Raw genomic sequence first — 16500 nt, 5'->3', positions numbered from 1 at the left:
ATTTAATACAAAAAAGGATACCCCATAATTAAATGGGTAAAATTATTAAGGATTAAAACATGAATAATCAATTAGACAAGAATAGCAAATTTCTAAGTTACATTTTAAGGCATCAACCAGAAGCAATTGGTATAACATTAGACGCAGATGGATGGGTTGATATTAATTACCTAATCCTACAAGCAAACCAACATGGTAAATCTCTTAGCCAAGAACTGATTAAAGAAATTGTGGAAACAAATGATAAAAAACGATTTACGATTTCAAAAGATGGCTTAAAAATACGAGCAGCCCAAGGGCATTCAACTAAACAAGTTGAAATTAATTATGCAGAACAGATACCACCTGAATTTTTATATCACGGTACCGCAACTCGCTTTATTGATTCAATAAAAGAACAAGGACTAATTGCAGGTAATCGTCATTATGTTCATTTATCCAGTGATGAACAAACAGCTAATGCTGTAGGAAAACGACACGGAAAGCCTATTGTATTAAAAGTGAAAGCTCTGTTAATGTATCAGCAAGGCTTTAAGTTTTATTTGGCTGACAATGGTGTTTGGTTAACTAATACTGTTCCTACTAATTTTTTACTATTTGATTAAATCTCACCTAATTCCGCCTGCTCTGCTTAATATTGATCTGCTGATTTTTCGACAAACTTTAACTATTGGTTAAAGTTTTGAATACTAGCTAAGTCCACCCATTAGATGAAGCCACAACCAGAACAAAATATCCTTGGGATCACTTAATTTGTCTAAATTATCAAAATAAATAATATTATCGGTATAAATCTATTAGCAAAAAAATTAAATTTTAAATTCACTACCGTTTCTTGACTGTAAAACATCAACTTTGATTTTTATGCTAGTTGGCAATTTGTAATTAAAATCTAGCAAGCTAAGTGAATTATTAAACTTGCAATACGGTTCTGAGAAGTAATTCAAGTTCTCTTCTGTTAAATTGAAAGCTTGTTTATAATTTTATTAACATATAATTTCATAAAGTGTATCCGGTGGTGCTTGATAAGCTTCAAAATCAGCATGAATAATCTCACGCATCTGAGAAAAATTTATTCTTTTTATTGTTTCTATTTGATTACATTCAGTCATAGATACAACCATTTTAGAAGCGTTAGTAATTTTAATCATATCGATCAAAGTATTGACTAATATATCTAAACGTTGTTTTGGATCAGCAGGAAAACCAATATCTGTATCTGGTGCATATTCGCTATAATCGATTAAATAAGTAGCATTAGGATAGCCAGGTACATCACCAATTAAAAAAGCAAATACATTATCATTAGGAATTAAATTAGTTGGGTAATTATATAGCTCATTTATAGCAATCTTTGTTATCCCTAATTGACTATGTTCAATAAATTCAGATAATTTTATTATCTTATCTTCGGTTAATATTGGTTCTATATAACCACAAATATCATTTGACATACTCTTTCCTACTTCCTTTTATTATTAATAATCCTGTTAACAATTGCGTTACCATTTTTTCTATAAATACATACATTAATAAGATTGATTATTTAGCTAGAATCAACTTTAAGGGTTTTATAGATTAAATATTTTAGGAGATTAAGCCACAATTATCACATTATAATTTTAAATTACATAATATTTTAGTTTTTGATTAAAATGAACACTATAATTTTGTTGGTGAAATTATAACAAAGAAGGGAATTAAATAGATTTTTAGTTCATATAATGGCAATAATTAAGCTAGATTGGTGGGAACGGTGAATTCAACATACTAAAACGCATAGTACTCCTGAAACATCTTTACAAAATCGATTATTTATAATCTAATAATTGAATTTTATTTGCTATTTTGACTCTTTTATTTATTAGGAAGAAATATGGAATTAACATTTAAAGATGGTGTACAAGCTTGCATACCAACTTTATTAGGTTATATAGGCATTGGCATTGCGGCAGGCGTAGTGGGTAAAGCAGCTAATTTATCGGTTATAGAAGTGACTTTACTTGCGGTAATTATTTATGCTGGCGCAGCTCAATTTATTGTAACGGGATTGATGGTGGTTGCTACCCCAATTTCGGCTATTATTTTTACCGTTTTTTTAGTTAATTCTCGTCATTTTTTGATGAGTATGGCAACAGCCCCAGCTTTTCGACGCTTTTCTTTACTCAATAATCTAGGTATTGGTAGTTTATTAACTGATGAGACTTTTGCAGTAGCGATGAATGCTATCACTAATAAAACACCGGTTAATCCTGCTTGGATGCATGGACTTAATTTAACCGCTTATATTGCTTGGATTTTATCATGCTTGCTTGGGGCATTAATTGGTGAGTGGTTGCCTAATCCTACACTTTTTGGTTTAGATTATGCATTAGTTGCTATGTTTATTGGTTTACTTTATTTACAACTAGTTGGCGATAAAAGTAAACGTATTAAACACCGATTAATCGCGATGTTAACTGTGATGGTTATGTTGGTATTGCTCATGCGATTTTTGTCATCAGAAATGGCGATTTTAGTTAGTACCTTTGCAGGTTGCTTTATGGGCGTTGCTATGGAGCGTAAAACATGACTAGCTACAGTTTATTAATTATTTTAGGTTGTGGCATTGTGACTTGGTTACCAAGAGTTATTCCTTTTTTGTTGGTACGCAAGTTGCAATTGCCTGATATTGTGATTCGTTTTTTATCCTATGTGCCTATTTGTATTTTAACTGCCTTATTTGTACAAAATCTGTTTATTATTAAACAAGGGGCATTTCCAGATTTTAATGTAGAATATTGTTTAGCTGCAATTCCAACTATTATTGTGGCAGTTTTAACTAAAAATTTAATGTGGATTGTGGTAGCTGGCATGTCTTTTATGGCATTAATCCGCTATTTTTTAATCTGAAGTCATTTTTCTATTATTGTTATGGATTAAAACAGGGCAAATTACCCCCTGTTTTAAGTTCTTTCTTGCGATTCAATTTTTGTAATAGCAACTTGTAATTTATCTGCTTCATCGGTTTGGCCTAATTGCTTGAGACAATAAATCATTGCTTTTTGATAGCTTAAATTGTTTAGTATTGCTCTCGGTTGTGATTTCCACCAATTGATTAATTGTTGTGGATCTTCATCAGCAGTTAACTGTTTAATACGACCAATATACACAGCTTGTTTGAATTGATCTAATTGAGATTCACTATAAACTTTGGTTTTATACATGATCGGCAATAGGTCGATAACAGCTTGGTAATTAGCTGTTTCATAATACAATTGATCAGCAAGTCTTAGTACTTCTGGGTTGCGAGGTTTTTCATTAAGTAAACGTTCAATCAGGATTTGCGCCGCATCGTATTCATGATTTTTAATTTGCAAGCGAAGTTGTACTAATTGAAAGGCAAACAATTCCCGCGGTTGGCAACTTTTAGCCGCTTGTTCAAGTAATTGATTAGCCTGAATTAATTCATCGTTTTCAATTTGAGCTTGGGCTGCTAGCAAATAGGATAATGTGGTATTAGTTGCACCTTTTGCACTTTTCATAAATAGCTTAGCTGCTTGTTGGTAATTACCTTCTAGTAGAAAAATTTGTGCTTGTTCAATTCGTTTCACTGCTTTATGTGGCGATTTTAATCGTAACCATCTACCTAATGTGGTTTTGGAATTAAAGATCTTTTTAATAAACCAATAAATCAAATAAAAACAAAGAAAGGTTAATATTAATAAAATAACAAATGAGATAAAAGACATACTGATTTTGTAATTGGCAACAACAAATATAGCAGAGCCTTGATGTCCTTGTAATAGTGGACCAAGAAAGAATCCAGCAACTAGAATTAAGAAAATAACTAATATTTTAAGCATTATTATTCTCCTATTTTGCCAACATCGAACGAACGCGAGTTTGCATCAATTTTTCTAGCTCACTTGCACTGACCAGTTTTTCTGGAATATATTGGTCACTAATTGGTTGGCTGCGTAAATTTTCAAGGTCATCTAAAAAAGCTTTTACGCTAGGAGCATCACCATCAAAATAAGCATTTACCCAAATAGAAGCATCACTAAGCGCACGTTGATAAATCAATTCTTGATGTCTTGGTACTGCTTGAGCGGCTATTAATAAACGGAAACGAATATTTTCGCGTAGATAAAGCGATTGTTCTAAACTAAGTGGCGTTTTTAAAATTTGACATTGGACAATTTGTTTTTCGTCATTTCCCGCTTTTGATAAACAAGTCGCAAAATTATTTTCAGTTTCATCAAGTTTTTCAATAGTAATAAATTTCTGCATGAAAGTACTAGTATTATTCAATAAATTACTTGACCAATCCGCAATTGATGTTGAAATATTATTGTTGTCACTGTTTTCATTATTGTTTGGTATTGGTTTTACCTCTGATCCATTGTTATTTAAAGTAGTTGTTTCTGGTGGTACTTCAGTATACTGGGTCATACCAAGATCCAAATTTTTATAATTACCTACTAATGGTAATTCTGTTAATGCATCAGATAATCCTATTAACTTTATAATAATACCATCAGTATCAATATAACTGATTTGAGAGAGGGAACTAATATCTTTATTAATTGCTTGCCTGGTGGGTAATAGACTTGGGTCATTGGTTTGCGCTAAACTTTCATCAGCACTTTTTAGTAATAAACGCGCTGAAACATAATCCTGATCGTTCCAAATTTTTCTTCCTGCTAAGTGGACAAGATAATTAGCTTGCGAAATTAACCAAACATTATTATCTGTGGATGACATAGCAGATAAGCGTTCATTAAGATTGTGTATATTTTTTTCGTTAAGTGTGGTTGCGTCATTTATTTGATTAGCTAACTGTTGTTGAACTTTTTGTTGTTCAGAAAGTTGGCGATTGACTCGTTGTTCTAATGACGAAAATTGCTGATTTTGTTGGTTAACGGCCTCAGTGATATTATTTTGTAAATCGTTAGTAATACTTTGTTTTGTTGTTTGTTTTAAATTAGCTAACTGTGTTTGTAATGTTGAAATAACTTTTTTTTGTTTTTCAATTTGTTTATGACCATAATAAAAAATACTCCCACTAAGACCGATCGCTAACACAATTGCCACAATCGATAGTTTTGAAACTGGAGCTTTGTTTGAATTTGGTTTTATGGTAGGAGAGGTATCTTTTATTTCTACTTCAGGACTCGATTTTGATTCATTTGAATTGATTTTCTCTTCTTTCATAGTTTTATTCGTTTCATTTTGGCTATTAATTGTTGAATTTTGACTAAATGAAGCAGTGTTAATTGTTGAAAGTGTTGCATTGGCACCATAATATTTTGATGGCATGACGAACCTCATTTATAATTTTTAATCATATACTGGCATTATGACATAGAGTTATTATTGTTTTAAATAAAATTTGATTATTTGCTCCATCAATTAGTAAAACTTTTTGCCAATTAAGACATTTAGCTTTTGCAAAAATTCGCCAGCTAGTCACAATTAAATTGGCTTGTTGTTTATGTTTATTGTGGCAATAGGCTTCAAGTTGCAGCAAATGTTCTGTACTGGTACTAATAATTACTTGTTTTTCAATATGGTCAGCAAGTATATTGGGTGGATATAAAATAGGATTGCGACGATAACATTCTATTAATTTCACTTTTGCTTTTTGATGAGTTAATGTGTTTACCAATAATGGCCGACCCGTATCACCACGTAAAATTAATACTGAGCGATTTTTTAAAGATATTTTTTCAAGAAGTTGTAATAGCCCTTCACTATCTTCTTGTTTTGGATAACTGATTATGCTATTGGTTAATTGACTAAACAGTTTGGCTGATTTATTACCAACCGCAAAATATTGAATATTTGTTGGTAGTAATAGATTAGGTAAATTATTTTTAATAATATAAGTAACTTGTGGTGATGTAACTATTACAATATCTGATGGCTTTAATTTAGTTAATTCACTTGGTAGATTAAATAAATCATTACCTGTTGAAATGTTAAATAAGGGCAGGTGTTGGGCTGGGATCTTGGCTTCAATAAGTTGTTGGGTTAGTACTTCACCTTCCGGGGAAGGCCTAGTAACTATGATCATCCGCTGTTAATTCCTGTAGTATTTCTTTCGCACCATGTTTAAGTAATTGTTCAGCGAGCTTGCAACCCAATTGTTGTGCTTGTGCAGTACTACCTTGTATCTTTGATTTGATAATTTGGCTTCCGTCAGTGCGACCCACTAAGCCTTGCAATGATAATATACCATCATTTATTTGGCTGTAACAAGCAATGGGTATTTGGCAACCACCTTGTAGTTGTTGATTCATTGCTCTTTCTGCTTGAATACAGATGCAACTATCTCTGTCATTAAGCGGTGCAAGTAGATTGAGCATTTCTTTATCATCAGATCTCGCTTCTATGCCAACAGCACCTTGACCAACAGCGGGTAATATTAAATCAGTATCAATATATTGCTTGATTCGACTATCTAATGCCAAACGTTTTAAACCAACCGCTGCCAAAATAATGGCATCATATTGGTGATCATCAAGTTTTGCCAATCGGGTACTAACATTGCCTCGTAGATCTTTAATTTGAATATGTGGGTATTTTGCACGTAATTGGCATTGCCGACGTAAGCTAGAAGTACCAATGATGGCTCCATATGGGAGTTGATCTAAATTAGTATATTTATTGGAAATAAATGCATCGCGAACTTCATCACGCCGACAAATTGTTGCTAGTATTAATCCTTGCGGTAATTGAGCAGGAATATCTTTGATGGAGTGAACGGCAATATCTGCTTCATTATTTAATATGGCCTGTTCAAGTTGTTTGACAAAAAGACCTTTACCACCAATTTTAGATAATGGACTATCTAATAATATGTCACCTTGGGTGACCATCGGTATAAGCTCAACCGTTAGTCCATTATGGTTATTCAAAAGTTGCTGCTTAACAAAATTAGCTTGCCAAAGAGCAAGCGGGCTTTTTCGAGTAGCTATGCGAATTTTCAAGCTAATTTCCTGTTCAATATTGAAAGGTACAGTTCTTGTTAGTGACATTTGCTCAGTATTACCTTACAAATCAATCATTAACAGAATTAACCTTAATCTAGCCGATTTGAGCTGAAACATTTTCTCAATCAGTTTTAGATTATTTAAATATCATTTGTTATTCTAGTTTATCAACAAAATTAACCGCATAACCAAGGTAGTTTGCTGGAGTTAATTGTTTTAATCTATTTTTTTCACTTTCTGGTAAAGCTAGAGAATCAATAAACTGTTTTAAACCTTCTGCATCAATACGTTTTCCACGCGTTAGTTCTTTTAATTTTTCGTATGGTTTTTCAATACCATAACGACGCATAACAGTTTGTATCGGCTCGGCAAGCACTTCCCAGTTACGATTGAGTTCCTCAAGAAGATAATCGTAATTTACTTCTAATTTATTCAGGCCCTTTAATGTTGATTGGTAAGCAATAATTGCATAACCAATACCGACTCCAAGATTGCGTAAAACCGTTGAATCAGTTAAATCACGTTGAAAGCGAGAAATAGGTAATTTACTGCCTAAGTGGTTCATAATTGCATTAGCTATGCCTAAATTACCTTCTGAATTTTCAAAGTCAATTGGATTAACTTTGTGTGGCATGGTTGATGAACCAATCTCACCAGCGACGGTTTTTTGTTTAAAATGATTTAGCGAAATATAACCCCATACATCACGGTCAAAGTCGATCATGATGGTATTAAAACGGGTAACACAATCAAAATATTCAGCAATATAATCATGAGGCTCAATTTGTGTAGTGTATGGATTCCATTGTAAACCTAATGAGTCGACAAATTCCTCACTAAATTGATGCCAGTCAATTTCAGGGTATGCGACTAAATGAGCATTGTAATTACCTGTAGCACCATTGATTTTACCTAGTATTTCAACGGATTGTAGTTGTTTCAATTGTCGCTGTAAACGATAAGCGACATTAGCAAATTCTTTGCCAATAGTGGATGGTGTTGCTGGTTGCCCATGAGTTCGTGCTAGTAATGGTAATTCTCGATAAGTTTTAGCTTGAAAGGTGATTGCTTTAATGAGTTTATTCCAATAAGGAACGAGAACTGTCTCTCTAGCCGTTTTTAACATTAATGCATAGGATAAATTATTAATATCTTCAGAGGTGCAAGCAAAATGAATAAATTCATTAATTGCGTGTAATTCTTGATTATTAATGACTTTTTCTTTTAAAAAATATTCTACCGCTTTAACGTCATGATTAGTGGTTTTTTCGATCTCTTTTATTCGTTGAGCATCTTGTTCACTAAATTGTTCGACGATTTGATTAAGATGAGTTATTGCTGGCTCACTTAATTTTGGGACTTCAAGAATATCAGCGTGAGAGGCTAATTTTTGTAACCAGCGAACTTCTACTTGCACACGGTATTTTAATAAACCATATTCGCTAAAAATGGATCGTAATTCTATCGTTTTATCACCATAACGACCATCAATAGGCGAGAGGGCAGTAAGTGCGGATAATTCCATTGGTTTAACTCCGTTACTTTTTAAATATATTATTTTGAAAAATATAAGCTAATTTGCTGTGTTGATCTCTTGTAGTAGTTTATGCGCTGCATTACAGATATTTTTTCGTGAAAATAAGATCTGTAGTCGACTGCCTCCAACTTGATACCACAAGATTGCCGAACGAACACAACCAAAAAGAGATGTCCTGACTTTGGCTTGCACTAAAGAATTTTGTAAAAATTCTGCTTTACCAACCACTTTAATTTTAGAAGATAAAGGACTAACAATATCAGAATAAATTCCAGCTAAGGAATAAGAAAGATCATCGATATGTTCAGCAATAGTCTCATCGCTCATATCACTGTAAAGCCCTGATATACGCGTTAATCGCTGATCTATCTTATCTAGTGCCTCTTTATTCTTTAATAATTTATTAGTAATACTTAAAGTCCCAAATAAATAACGGATAATCTCAATTTGCTCTTTCTGTCCTGAAGATAGTAATTGAATCAACGTTTGTAAACCTGTTTTAATGTTATTTATACCATCATAAACATCAGCTGTAGTCTTCGGAGAGGTCTTAAAAACACTTTTTATTGATTGCTCATAAAGAGAAGTACTACATACCCCAGTATTGGCTAACTGTGGAACTAGCATTGCACTTTGCGCAACACCAGCAAGTGCGATAGCAATATGATAATATTTGTTATTCAAAACGCGACTCCTTATTACCAATAAAACGCTCCTCTATTATGCCACCACCAAGGCAAACTTCACCTTGATAAAAAACAGCTGATTGACCAGGAGTCACGGCAGCGACAGGATTGGCAAAAATCACTTCAATTTTATCTTCTGCCAGAGGATTAACACGACAAGCTATATCTTGTTGTCGATAACGTGTTTTTACTGTGCAGGTAAAAGGTTGCGTAATAACTTGGCGATTCACCCAATGTAACTGTTGAGCAATGAGTCCATCAGAGAAAAGAGCAGGGTGATCATGTCCTTGTGCTACAATCAATTCATTATTTTTGACATCTTTTTCAACAACATACCATGGTGTATCGTCGGTATGTTTTAATCCTCCAATACCGAGTCCTTTACGTTGACCTAATGTATGGTACATTAAGCCTTGATGTTGACCGATTATTTCACCATCAACCGTACGAATGACACCAGATTGTGCAGGAAGATAACGTGCTAAAAAGTCACTAAATTTACGTTCACCAATAAAACAGATACCAGTTGAATCTTTTTTTGCTGCAGTAGCTAAACCGAGTTGCTCTGCAATTTTGCGTACTTGTGGTTTTTCTAGTTCGCCAACAGGGAATAAACTTTTGCTGAGTTGTTGTTCGCTAAGTGTGTACAAAAAATAACTTTGATCTTTGTTGTTATCAATACCTCGCAGTAATTCGACTGTGCTATCTTTTTCTCGTTTACGTACATAGTGACCAGTGGCTATATAGTCAGCACCTAAATCTTCCGCGGCGTATTGTAAAAAGGCTTTAAATTTAATCTCTTTATTACAAAGAATATCAGGATTTGGGGTTCTACCGGCTTTATATTCGGCTAAAAAATGTTCAAATACATTATCCCAATATTCAGCAGCAAAGTTGATGGTATTAAGTTTAATACCTAATTTATCACAAACAGCTTGAGCATCAGCTAGATCTACAGCTGCAGAGCAGTATTCTTCGTTGTCATCTTCTTCCCAATTTTTCATAAACAAACCAACAACGTCATATCCTTGTTGCTGCAATAAATAAGCTGAAACAGATGAATCAACGCCACCTGACATACCGACTACGACTTTTTTTGAACTATTTATATTTGGCATAATTACAAAAACTATAGGAAAAATATTAACTGATTTTATCATAAATGCGCGAAAAAAGCATGAAGTTATGCGGATAACAATTTGAAGAAAGTGCGTAAAATAATAATTAAAATTAAGTTTAGTCTCGATGCTTTTGGATTTAGTTATATTTTAAAGAAACAAAAATGATTCAATTGATAAATATTTTATTTTTATCAATCGTCTTATTTATGGTAGTAAAGTAAATGAGTAATATTATCATCTACTAAATACACTGTCGATTGCTATCGACAGTGTGTAACCATACATTATTGGCAAATAGCTATTATTTTAGTATAGATCTTTTATAAGATACACAACATGCCCAATAATTTCGAAGTCTTGAGGTGAATTTTTGTTAATCATTATTGTTGGATATTTACAATTATCACAAAGTAATGCCAAATTATACCCCTGATGTTGAATTCTTTTAATACTAATTTGATCATCATATTGTACTGCATAAAGATAACCGTCTGATGGTTTGCAATGAGCTTTATTAATAATAAGGATATCGTGGTTAGATATTGTTGGTTCCATACTGTCACCTCTAGCCCATACTGCGGTTAAATCTTCGCTATTTAACCCTTGATATTTAATTAAATTAATATCAAATGGTATCGATTCCATTTTTATGAAAAATTTACCTGTTTCATTTAAACGATAAAAAGGGATATGTACTGAACCTCTGATTTCATTCTCAGGAAGTAATCGACATTCTCCTTTTCCGGTAGCTAACCATTCTATTGGAACTTCACATTTTAATGCAATAATAGCGAGTCGATTGAGAGAGGGGTAGGTCTTTCCAGATAAATAATCACGAATTACAGCTTCGGACATTCCAACTTTTTTAGCAAAAGCATTTCCCGACATGCCTTCTAAAACTAATGTTAACCTATTTTTGAAATTTATTACATTAGTATCCATTAATATTCGTGTTTTTTCTTGCTCGTTTAGTGTTTTTAATTTGTTTTCTGTCATTTTCAATTCCGTTTAGTGTTATTTTTTTATTTTTCTTATTTTAATTCGCTTTTTTATGTGGTATGCTTTGCTGGTAATTTATTACCTTTTAAGCTTTGTAATACCGATAATCTTTACAATAGCAAAAGAATTAACTAATAGAGGATCTCATAATGAGCGCACAAGATCAAGACTGGTCACCGTCAAGAGTTGTTGGTGAAATTAAAATTAGAGGTGGAAACTTGAGAGCATTATCACGCTCAAGTGGCTTACAAGCTGACACTTTAAGGAATGCATTATATCGACATTGTCCTAAATATGAACGAATTATTTCTGAATATTTAAAGGTTCCAGTAGAAAAAATTTGGCCTTCCCGCTATTCTAAAAAGCGTAAAAAGTAAAAAAGTAGTTTTTATTTAATTAACTTTAAATAGATATAACTATTAGTCAATTAAAAAAAGACGCCTATTTAGGCGTCTTTTTTTTAATGTTTAGCTTTTGCTGCTGCTTTAACAATAACTGCAAATGCATCTGCTTTTAATGATGCACCGCCAACTAACGCACCATCAATATCAGGTTGTGTAAATAATTCGGCTGCGTTTTTATCATTGACTGAACCACCATATTGAATAATGACTTGCTCAGCAACTTTCTTATCTTGTTTGGCAATATGGTCACGAATGAATTTATGTACCGCTTGTGCTTGAGCGGGAGTCGCTGATTTTCCTGTGCCTATAGCCCAGATTGGTTCATAAGCAATTACTGCATTATTAAATGCTTGAACGCCAAATGCATTAATTACTGCATCAATTTGACGAGCACATACTGTTTGGGTTTGACCAGCTTCATTTTCGGCTTCAGATTCTCCAATACAAAGCACAGGAACTAAACCAGCTTCTTTAATTACATTAAATTTTTTAGCAATAAACTCATCTGATTCTTTGTGATAAGTACGACGCTCTGAATGCCCTATGATGATATGAGTAACACCTAACTCTTTTAACATGTTGACAGATACTTCACCGGTATAAGCTCCTGAAAGGTTAATCCCTACATCTTGAGCGCCTAACAAAATATTTGAACCACCTAATTGATGTTTAACAAAATCTAAATAAACAACTGGTGGTGCAATTGCGATATCACACGCGGCTTCAGTTGATAGCTCATTTCTAAGTTCAGCAACTAAGTTTTTAGCCATATCTATACTTCCATTGAGTTTCCAGTTACCCATGACAAGAGGTTTACGCATAATTTTCTCCAACTTATGATTTAAAATAGTGTTGATTTTAGAATGAATTCGCTATAATAGTAAATATTATTTATTAAATAATTTGAGCATGAGGAAAAATATGTCATTAGAAATATTGAATCAATTAGAAAATAGAATCCAACATACTGTTAATGTTATCAGTACGTTACAACAAGAGATAGCAGCTTTGAAACAAGGTAATCAAGAGTTGGAGCAATTGATTAATGATAGTTCTGATGAAATAAAAGTATTACGTGATGAAAATGAAAAATTAAAGCAAGATCAACAAGTATGGCAACAACGCATTCAAACTTTATTAAACAAAATTGGTGAAATAACCCAGTAATTTATCTAATTTATTTCTTAGACGCGACTTAAGTCGCGTTTCTTCTATGCTCATTTATGCTTGATTAAAAATTAATTTGAAGAAAGGTATAATGCGAGAAGATCTAAAATTATTATGGCTTACAGAAACAATTCGCCTCATAGAGAAAGATTCAGGATCTTTTGCTGATCAAGATATTAATCGGCAAGTAAGATCTTCACATACATCTTTAACTTCTAGTATTGTGATGCGGGCGACAATATTATCTAAGCAAAATGGACTTTTTTCTGCTCAAAAAACATTATTAAACGCTATAAAAATCTCTTTTATTCTATTACTACTGCTATCCGTTTTTCTTGGCGCCAGCTTGGGGATAGGTGCATTAAGTCAAAATCCAGTTAATTTGTATTGGGCTTTGTTTAGTTTATTAGGGGTTCATTTAATTACATTTTCTATTTGGTTGGGATCATTATTTTTCTTTACTAATGTAGGTGGTAGCCTATTAGTTTATTGTTGGATTTGGCTGGCTAAAAAGTTTTCGCAAAAAAAAACGATTCAACAACTTATCCCTGCATTTATAGAACTTTTAGGTGGGAAAATTCGTTGGTTAATTGGATTTGTGCTTAATCTGTTTTGGACCATCATATTGTGTTGTGCATTACTGATTTTATTAATATTACTTTCAACCCAACATTATAGTTTTGAATGGAAAACAACCTTATTAAGTTCTGAAGTTATTATTCATTTAACCCATTATTTAGGATTATTACCTGCCAAATTTGGGTTTCCTATACCTAGTGATAATATCATAAAATATAGCGAACAAGCGTTGAATGATGGTGAAGTTCGATCATCTTGGGCCATTTGGTTATTAGGCGTTTTTATTGTTTATGGCATAGGTATTCGTTTTTTTTGTATGATATTTTGTGGAATTAGTTGGTTGGTAAGTTGCCGTCAAATTAAATTAAATATCAATCAACCTGAATACCAAATATTAGCAAATAAATTACAACCTTTATTAATTAATGTTGAAGATGAAGATAAAATCGGTAATAACTTACAATGGTCTTCATTTGATCATTTAATTGAAAAAGGTGATGGAAGATTTTTAGTTGCAATCGATATGCCAGAAGACTGGAATCCACCTAACTCCATCACTTTTTTAGGTTTTTTAAATACGCGTGAGCAACGGCGTAAAATTCTCGATTATTTACAATTAACGCCTGCTCAAAAACTATTAATCGCAATAGATACAGATAGAGCACCCGATAGGGGAATATTGAATTTACTTAATCAATTAATGAGTAAATCTCAACAAAATCGAATTTGGTTTATTAATCAAGGAAAACAATTTGATAACTGGCAATCATTATCTTTACAATTAGCCAAACCAGAATGGTTAAGCGAGGATATTTAATATGCTAGCAACGCTAAAAATAGCTATAGTTGGTCATGCAAATGTTGGCAAAACATCATTATTACGTGCACTAATTCGCAATAGTAATTTTGGTACAGTATTAGATAAACCAGGTACAACCAAACACGTAGAATCAATTACATTACCGCTAGCTCAACAAAAATCAATAATTTTTTATGATACACCTGGTTTAGAAGATAGCCTTGCTTTATATGATTACATTAATCAATTGCTTCCTGCTCATAAAAAACTAGATGGAATTGATAAATTAACCATTTTTTTACAAAGCCCAGAAGCCGAAAATCTATTTTATCAAGAGGCTAAAGTAATAAGACAACTGTTAAAAAGTGATGTTGGAATTTATGTAATTGATGTAAGAGAACCTATACTCGCTAAATATCATGATGAATTAGCAATTTTGGCCGACAGTGATAAGCCTATGCTTGCTGTATTAAATTTTACCGCGAAAGAAGAACAAAATGAAAAAGAATGGAAAAAATTACTTTCGCGAGTCGGAATTCATGCTATTATTAAATTTGATGCTGTTTTTCCTCCTATGGATGGTGAAGAACGTTTATATCAGAGTCTGGCTTTATTGCTTGAACCCGCCAAAGTGATACTAGATGAATGGTTAGCAAAATTAGTCGAGTTAAAAAATAACCGAAATAAAGCAGCTAACTTAGTTATCGCTGAAACACTAATTGATGTAACTGCGTATTATAAAATAGCAAAGCCTAATGATAAACAGGCTATTATTGATATGCAAAATATTGTCAGAAAGCGAGAACAAAAAGCAATAGACGATTTATTAAGACTTTATCAGTTCAATTTCACTTATGAAACCGAGGAAAATTTACCCTTATTAAAAGGGCGCTTTAAAGCTGATCTTTTCAATCTAGATGCTTTAAAAATGATAAGTGCTCATTTAAGTAAAGGATTTGTCTCTGGTGCTACGATAGGAGCAGGCATTGACTTAGCCGCTGGTGGTATTACATTAGGCTCAGCCACTCTAATTGGCGGCATGATTGGAAGTTTAATGCAAACAGCAAAACATTATGGATCTAGAATGCTAAATCGGTTTTCTGGATATAGTAAATTAAGTGTTGATGATGTAGTTATATGTTTTCTTTCTTTGAGGTTAATTTATCTAAAAGAAAGTTTAAATCATCGTAGCCACGCGAATGCTAGTCCGATAAGATTATCCAAACTAGATAAAAGCGAATGGGAAAAGGGAATATTACCTAAAAACCTTAAAGTGGCAAGACATTATTCGTATTGGTCGACTTTAAATCAAGGAACAAAAAGGCATGATAAAAAAAGACAATCAACTATTAGGAGTATTGCAGAGCAATTGTTTTAATGTAGGAAATAAATTATTAATTGCTACATTGTTCTTATCTTTTTTTATGTTATTTGGTTGTACTAGTAGTAGAGGACAACTATCTGCTAAAACCCGGAAAGCCGATTTATCTATGTTGGCTAAAATTGATGCACATTACCAAAAATGGCAAAATACTCCATATCGTTATGGTGGAACTACTTTAGCTGGTAGTGATTGTTCAGGATTGGTAATGAATTTTTATAAGAGCAAATTTTCTCGAACATTACCTAGAAATACTGCCGCTCAAGCTCAGTTAGGTTATAAAGTAACGACTCCTAGGGCTGGCGATTTAGTTTTTTTTAAGACAAATCGTGGTGGTAGTGGTTTACATGTAGGCATTTATTATGCAGATGGTAAATTTTTACATGCTTCATCATCTAAAGGCGTAATATTTTCTAATTTAAATGAAAATTATTGGAAGAAGCGTTATTGGCAGACGCGTCGAGTGGCTGATGATTTAACTGCTAATAACTAGTAATAATGAATAAAAAAGACTCTCTATCTTTAAATGGTTTTAGAGAGTCTAAATAAAATATTATTTATTTCACTTTTCTATAATTATTTTATAACTAATTAACTTCTTCTTTAATTTTTTCATCCTATTGGCAACATAAAGCTTCTTTCCAGAGTTCTAAGTAATTTGCGACACCAACTAATTGCTGGTTCAAAATCTTTAGCTATATAAATAAAATTTTGTTTCATTAATTCCTTATAATATTCATATTTTTTTATACTCCATAAAGTGTTTTGCCGATATAAAGGGTTTTAACAGCCACTTAACCTATTCAATTAACTGACATTATTACTATTAAACCATTTATTTACTAAAAGT

Annotated in this window: 18 protein-coding genes; 8 read left to right on the top strand and 10 right to left on the bottom strand. The window is 32.6% G+C overall.

What is annotated here, in order from left to right; all coding sequences use genetic code 11:
* Positions 1–59 precede the first annotated feature (59 nt).
* Complete coding sequence (locus Q0K76_RS07615; protein WP_294613818.1) at positions 60–605, top strand: RNA 2'-phosphotransferase; 546 nt, start codon at positions 60–62, stop codon at positions 603–605.
* 381 nt (positions 606–986) lie between these two features.
* Here the strand turns inward: Q0K76_RS07615 and Q0K76_RS07610 are convergent, their stop codons facing one another.
* The gene (locus tag Q0K76_RS07610; RefSeq protein WP_294613815.1) at positions 987–1454 is read right to left on the bottom strand and encodes a hypothetical protein; all 468 of its coding nucleotides are present in this window, start codon (positions 1452–1454) and stop codon (positions 987–989) included.
* Positions 1455–1876: 422 nt separating this feature from the next.
* Between Q0K76_RS07610 and Q0K76_RS07605 the strand changes: the two genes are divergently transcribed.
* Both Q0K76_RS07605 and Q0K76_RS07600 read left to right on the top strand, forming a co-directional pair.
* A complete protein-coding gene (locus Q0K76_RS07605) occupies positions 1877–2572 on the top strand; it encodes an AzlC family ABC transporter permease (RefSeq protein WP_294613812.1) in 696 nt (231 codons plus the stop codon).
* Positions 2569–2892 (top strand): AzlD domain-containing protein, encoded by a 324-nt coding sequence (locus Q0K76_RS07600; protein ID WP_294613809.1) that lies wholly within the window; start codon positions 2569–2571, stop codon positions 2890–2892. The genes Q0K76_RS07605 and Q0K76_RS07600 overlap by 4 nt, the downstream gene beginning before the upstream one ends.
* A gap of 53 nt (positions 2893–2945) precedes the next feature.
* Here the strand turns inward: Q0K76_RS07600 and Q0K76_RS07595 are convergent, their stop codons facing one another.
* The 8 genes from Q0K76_RS07595 to Q0K76_RS07560 form a co-directional block, all read right to left on the bottom strand.
* A complete protein-coding gene (locus Q0K76_RS07595; RefSeq protein ID WP_294613806.1) occupies positions 2946–3845 on the bottom strand; it encodes a heme biosynthesis HemY N-terminal domain-containing protein in 900 nt (299 codons plus the stop codon).
* 10 nt (positions 3846–3855) lie between these two features.
* Positions 3856–5301, bottom strand: a complete 1446-nt coding sequence (locus Q0K76_RS07590) for a uroporphyrinogen-III C-methyltransferase (protein WP_294613803.1) — start codon at positions 5299–5301, stop codon at positions 3856–3858.
* Positions 5302–5326: 25 nt separating this feature from the next.
* Positions 5327–6058 (bottom strand): uroporphyrinogen-III synthase, encoded by a 732-nt coding sequence (locus Q0K76_RS07585; RefSeq protein ID WP_294613799.1) that lies wholly within the window; start codon positions 6056–6058, stop codon positions 5327–5329.
* Positions 6042–7022: a hydroxymethylbilane synthase gene (gene hemC / locus Q0K76_RS07580; RefSeq protein WP_294613796.1), complete on the bottom strand. Its 981-nt coding sequence runs from the start codon at positions 7020–7022 to the stop codon at positions 6042–6044. The genes Q0K76_RS07585 and hemC overlap by 17 nt, the downstream gene beginning before the upstream one ends.
* Before the next feature lie 109 nt (positions 7023–7131).
* On the bottom strand, positions 7132–8502 hold the full coding sequence (purB, locus tag Q0K76_RS07575) for an adenylosuccinate lyase (RefSeq protein WP_294613793.1): 1371 nt from the start codon (positions 8500–8502) through the stop codon (positions 7132–7134).
* Positions 8503–8550: 48 nt separating this feature from the next.
* Positions 8551–9198 (bottom strand): high frequency lysogenization protein HflD, encoded by a 648-nt coding sequence (gene hflD, locus Q0K76_RS07570; protein ID WP_294613789.1) that lies wholly within the window; start codon positions 9196–9198, stop codon positions 8551–8553.
* The gene (mnmA, locus tag Q0K76_RS07565; protein WP_294613786.1) at positions 9191–10318 is read right to left on the bottom strand and encodes a tRNA 2-thiouridine(34) synthase MnmA; all 1128 of its coding nucleotides are present in this window, start codon (positions 10316–10318) and stop codon (positions 9191–9193) included. The genes hflD and mnmA overlap by 8 nt, the downstream gene beginning before the upstream one ends.
* 309 nt (positions 10319–10627) lie before the next feature.
* Entirely contained in the window at positions 10628–11317 is a 690-nt protein-coding gene (locus tag Q0K76_RS07560; RefSeq protein WP_294613783.1) for a LexA family transcriptional regulator, read from the bottom strand.
* A 152-nt stretch (positions 11318–11469) separates the two neighbouring features.
* Here Q0K76_RS07560 and Q0K76_RS07555 point away from each other — a divergent pair, with 152 nt between their 5' ends.
* On the top strand, positions 11470–11697 hold the full coding sequence (locus Q0K76_RS07555) for a helix-turn-helix domain-containing protein (RefSeq protein WP_294613780.1): 228 nt from the start codon (positions 11470–11472) through the stop codon (positions 11695–11697).
* 83 nt (positions 11698–11780) lie between these two features.
* Here the strand turns inward: Q0K76_RS07555 and tpiA are convergent, their stop codons facing one another.
* Positions 11781–12545: a triose-phosphate isomerase gene (gene tpiA / locus Q0K76_RS07550; protein ID WP_294613777.1), complete on the bottom strand. Its 765-nt coding sequence runs from the start codon at positions 12543–12545 to the stop codon at positions 11781–11783.
* A gap of 100 nt (positions 12546–12645) precedes the next feature.
* On the opposite strand from tpiA, the gene zapB reads away from it, so the two are divergent.
* From zapB to Q0K76_RS07530, 4 genes are all read left to right on the top strand, one after another.
* Positions 12646–12891, top strand: coding sequence for a cell division protein ZapB (gene zapB / locus Q0K76_RS07545; protein ID WP_294613774.1), 246 nt, complete (start codon positions 12646–12648; stop codon positions 12889–12891).
* Positions 12892–12982: 91 nt separating this feature from the next.
* The gene (locus Q0K76_RS07540) at positions 12983–14287 is read left to right on the top strand and encodes a DUF2868 domain-containing protein (protein WP_294613770.1); all 1305 of its coding nucleotides are present in this window, start codon (positions 12983–12985) and stop codon (positions 14285–14287) included.
* A gap of 1 nt (position 14288) precedes the next feature.
* Positions 14289–15647 (top strand): DUF3482 domain-containing protein, encoded by a 1359-nt coding sequence (locus tag Q0K76_RS07535; protein WP_294613767.1) that lies wholly within the window; start codon positions 14289–14291, stop codon positions 15645–15647.
* On the top strand, positions 15595–16143 hold the full coding sequence (locus Q0K76_RS07530; RefSeq protein WP_294613764.1) for an NlpC/P60 family protein: 549 nt from the start codon (positions 15595–15597) through the stop codon (positions 16141–16143). The genes Q0K76_RS07535 and Q0K76_RS07530 overlap by 53 nt, the downstream gene beginning before the upstream one ends.
* Positions 16144–16500 lie beyond the last annotated feature (357 nt).

Source organism: uncultured Gilliamella sp. (genome assembly GCA_945271295.1).
Lineage (GTDB): Bacteria > Pseudomonadota > Gammaproteobacteria > Enterobacterales > Orbaceae > Gilliamella.
Note: the sequence above shows the minus strand (reverse complement) of the source record. Positions and strands in the feature narration are given on the sequence as shown.

What these genes read in the sequence shown, in the direction of transcription:
- tpiA (WP_294613777.1), bottom strand. Translation starts at nt 12,545, where the DNA reads ATGCGTAAACCTCTTGTCATGGGTAACTGGAAACTCAATGGAAGTATA.
- Q0K76_RS07615 (WP_294613818.1), top strand. Translation starts at nt 60, where the DNA reads ATGAATAATCAATTAGACAAGAATAGCAAATTTCTAAGTTACATTTTA.
- Q0K76_RS07530 (WP_294613764.1), top strand. Translation starts at nt 15,595, where the DNA reads ATGATAAAAAAAGACAATCAACTATTAGGAGTATTGCAGAGCAATTGT.
- Q0K76_RS07585 (WP_294613799.1), bottom strand. Translation starts at nt 6,058, where the DNA reads ATGATCATAGTTACTAGGCCTTCCCCGGAAGGTGAAGTACTAACCCAA.
- Q0K76_RS07540 (WP_294613770.1), top strand. Translation starts at nt 12,983, where the DNA reads ATGCGAGAAGATCTAAAATTATTATGGCTTACAGAAACAATTCGCCTC.
- purB (WP_294613793.1), bottom strand. Translation starts at nt 8,502, where the DNA reads ATGGAATTATCCGCACTTACTGCCCTCTCGCCTATTGATGGTCGTTAT.
- Q0K76_RS07535 (WP_294613767.1), top strand. Translation starts at nt 14,289, where the DNA reads ATGCTAGCAACGCTAAAAATAGCTATAGTTGGTCATGCAAATGTTGGC.
- Q0K76_RS07595 (WP_294613806.1), bottom strand. Translation starts at nt 3,845, where the DNA reads ATGCTTAAAATATTAGTTATTTTCTTAATTCTAGTTGCTGGATTCTTT.
- Q0K76_RS07600 (WP_294613809.1), top strand. Translation starts at nt 2,569, where the DNA reads ATGACTAGCTACAGTTTATTAATTATTTTAGGTTGTGGCATTGTGACT.
- Q0K76_RS07605 (WP_294613812.1), top strand. Translation starts at nt 1,877, where the DNA reads ATGGAATTAACATTTAAAGATGGTGTACAAGCTTGCATACCAACTTTA.
- zapB (WP_294613774.1), top strand. Translation starts at nt 12,646, where the DNA reads ATGTCATTAGAAATATTGAATCAATTAGAAAATAGAATCCAACATACT.
- mnmA (WP_294613786.1), bottom strand. Translation starts at nt 10,318, where the DNA reads ATGCCAAATATAAATAGTTCAAAAAAAGTCGTAGTCGGTATGTCAGGT.
- Q0K76_RS07555 (WP_294613780.1), top strand. Translation starts at nt 11,470, where the DNA reads ATGAGCGCACAAGATCAAGACTGGTCACCGTCAAGAGTTGTTGGTGAA.
- Q0K76_RS07560 (WP_294613783.1), bottom strand. Translation starts at nt 11,317, where the DNA reads ATGACAGAAAACAAATTAAAAACACTAAACGAGCAAGAAAAAACACGA.
- Q0K76_RS07590 (WP_294613803.1), bottom strand. Translation starts at nt 5,301, where the DNA reads ATGCCATCAAAATATTATGGTGCCAATGCAACACTTTCAACAATTAAC.
- hemC (WP_294613796.1), bottom strand. Translation starts at nt 7,022, where the DNA reads ATGTCACTAACAAGAACTGTACCTTTCAATATTGAACAGGAAATTAGC.
- Q0K76_RS07610 (WP_294613815.1), bottom strand. Translation starts at nt 1,454, where the DNA reads ATGTCAAATGATATTTGTGGTTATATAGAACCAATATTAACCGAAGAT.